Source organism: Fusibacter sp., from assembly GCF_057447755.1.
The window spans coordinates 1-3,214 of record NZ_JBVBZF010000380.1 but is presented as its reverse complement, the minus strand read 5'-3'; the positions used below and the strand labels follow the sequence as shown (position 1 = coordinate 3,214).

Here is a 3,214-nt window from a genome sequence, read left to right as displayed (position 1 = left end):
TCGAGCTCAACCTTAACCCCTTTATTTCTCAATGCTTGTGCAAGCATTAAAGCAGGGCCTTTGGCTTTGTCACCTAGGTTTATGATAAATAAGTCCACATAATTCGGTTTCTCAATCTCTACGTTAGTCTGTTCCATTGTGAGTAGCAAACGTTCCATGCCCATACCAAATCCAACTCCAGGTGTCTTTGGACCACCGATGTCTTCAATGAGGCCGTCATATCGACCACCACCACAAACAGTTGCTTGCGAACCAATATCTCTAGAAATGAACTCAAAGGCAGTTTTAGTGTAGTAATCTAAACCTCTGACAATGCCTGAATCCACAATAAACTCAATTTGCATGCCCGAAAGCATGTCTTGAACCTCGTGGAAGTGTGTATCACAAGACTCACAAAGATAATTCAGCATCACCGGCGCACCCTTTACTTCTTCTTGACAAGATGGATTTTTACAATCTAAAATACGCATTGGATTTTTAGAAAATCTATCGTTACAAGTCTCACACAGGTTAGGCAATTTAGGTTCTAAGAAGGCTCTTAAAGCCTTGTCATAGACTGGTCTACACTCTTTACAGCCAATACTGTTGATTCTGAGTTCAACATCCTTGAGCCCCATACGTCTGATAAATGTATCTCCAAGCGCGATGACTTCAGCATCAGAAATAGCACTGGTCGATCCAAAGATCTCAATGCCAAACTGGTGGAAGGCTCTCATTCTACCGGCTTGTGGTCTCTCATGTCTGAAGCAAGGCGTCACATAATAAAACTTGTGCATACTGCCTTGTCCATGAAGTTTGTTCTCCACAAATGATCTTACAACGGGTGCAGTCCCTTCAGGTTTTAAAGTCATGCCCTCTTTATCAAGGTAGCGGTTAAAACTCTCCACCGATTTTTCATCGCCTTGAATTTCTCTTATTTTAACATTGGGAATAACATTAAACATTTCCTTTTGAACGATATCCGTTGTTTCACCTACACCTCTTTTAAAGAGCTTAGTATATTCAAAAGCTGGCGTACGGATTTCTTCGAAGCCAAACTCGGCACAAATTGTTCTAAATGCATTTTCAATATGATGCCATTTATACACCTCACTTGGTAATATATCATTGGTTCCTCTTGGTTTTGAAATCACAATAAACGCCTCCTCTCATTCAATTTTTTTAAATTATATATAAATCCTATGGATTCGTCAATGTTCTTGAAACTTCTTCTTTAGGACTTCATCAAATCGGTTGATATAGTCTTCAATCCCTTTAAAATTTGCCACTCTCTCAAATCGATTTTCTTCAGGGAAACAGATCTTCGAAACAGCACCTGCACCAAGTGCTATGATGGTATGTCTTTCTTCCATGATTCTCATATTATAGAGGGATTCATAGCCAACCTTCGCATAACCAACATTTTCAAGGTGACCAATCATCTTTTTCTGTCTATACATATAATATGGCGAATAGTCATGAGTCCTCAATGCTTGTTCAGACTCATTCATCATGTTTTCCACAGTTTGGTCGTGTGAAAGCTCATATTGCTCAAGGGATTCATTTAATCTGGAAGCCCTTTTAACCGATAAAGTGTGAATTGTGATGTTCTCAGGATCAAGCGCCAACGTTTCTTTAATCGTATGACGCGCCGATACGATATTCTCATCAGGCAAGCCCATAATCAAATCCATATTTATACATTTGAAACCAATTTCCTTGGCAATCTGCATCACATCTTTAATATCTGAAACCTCATGATTTCTGCCAATGACTTTTAAAGTAGAGTTATTCATGGTTTGAGGGTTAATACAAATTCGATCTACACCATAGGCTTTTAGAACACCCAGTTTCTCAGCATCTATCGTATCAGGTCTACCCGCTTCCACAGTGAACTCCTTCACAAGACTCAAATCAGTTGATCTTTGAATCGTTTCAAGCAATCTGGCCATCTGAGCTGAATCCAAACTTGTTGGCGTGCCGCCGCCGATATAGATACAGTCAATGACTTGTCCCTTATCATGTATTAGTTTGAAAGTCACCTCAATTTCTTCAATGAGCCTTTCTAAATACACTGGTACGAGCTTGGCTTTCTTTTCCAGTGAGTTGGAAGGAAATGAACAATAAAGACACCTTGTCGGACAAAATGGAATACAAATATAGATTGAAATTTTATCCGGCTCTACGGGGAAAAGATAAGGTCTTTCCTTTTGCGCAATTTCTAGCAGGAGTTCTATCTTTTCATCTGAAATCAAGTATTCTTCACTCAATTGTTTTCTAATTTCAGTTAAAGCCATGTTTTGATCCATCATCTCATGAACGATTTTTACAGGTCTGATGCCTACCAAAACCCCCCATTTGGACATGGGCTTATAGACTTTTGCCAATAACTCATATAAAGCCCTTTTCATTTGTTTTTTGAAATGGGCTTTGTCTGTTTTGAGTAAAACTGCATCTCTATGTGCACCTGCTCTGAGATTATATGTAATTTCAAAAGTGTCATTTGACACATCATCGAAATCACCTATAATTTCAACTTCAAGTCCCCATTTACCATCAATTAAGCTTTGCTTATATTCATTTTCATCGCCCGTAAAAGACAAATGCGACTTTAAAACAAAAATCGCAAGAAGGTTTTCAATATCATAAATATGTCTTCGATCCTTTACAAGTACCATTAAATCATTCATGATTCTTTCATCCTAACGCTTATAAAAATGGATTCTTTTTTCTCTCAAATCCAATTGTTGTGCTTGCTCCATGTCCAGGATAAACAGTGACATCATCTTCTAATACCAAGAGCTTGTCCTTTATGGCACTAATCATCTGCTTATGGTTTCCGCCATACAAATCTGTTCTACCGATTGAACCATAGAAAAGCGTGTCTCCAGAAAATAAAATCTTGGATGCCTTGAAATAAAGACAAATACCGCCCTTAGTGTGGCCAGGTGTATGGATAACTTCACAAGTGTGCTTACCTATGGTCAATTTTGTATCATCACCAATTGTCTCATCAGCCTTAAAAGCCACATCTGGTCCATTCATATTGATTGTAAGATTCATAGATGCATCTTCAAGCAACTCACCATCATCATGATGTATGAGCACCTTAGCAGAGGTTAATTTTTTTAACTGCTCCACTGCACCAATGTGATCCCCATGGCCATGCGTCAAAACAATATATTTTACATCCAGCATTTTACTTTCAATCTTCTTATATATTCGATCAGCCTCT

The 3,214-nt window shown here is 38.4% G+C and carries 3 protein-coding genes; all 3 read right to left on the bottom strand.

Annotated elements, in window-relative coordinates; genetic code table 11:
- Positions 1-1,133 (bottom strand): histidine--tRNA ligase (hisS, locus tag AC220I_RS20495; protein ID WP_486725726.1); only part of this gene is annotated, 1,133 nt, incomplete at its 3' end.
- 57 nt (positions 1,134-1,190) lie between these two features.
- Positions 1,191-2,669: a coproporphyrinogen dehydrogenase HemZ gene (gene hemZ, locus AC220I_RS20490; protein WP_486725725.1), complete on the bottom strand. Its 1,479-nt coding sequence runs from the start codon at positions 2,667-2,669 to the stop codon at positions 1,191-1,193.
- A 19-nt stretch (positions 2,670-2,688) separates the two neighbouring features.
- Positions 2,689-3,214: MBL fold metallo-hydrolase (locus AC220I_RS20485; RefSeq protein ID WP_486725724.1), on the bottom strand; the 526-nt coding region annotated here is incomplete at its 5' end.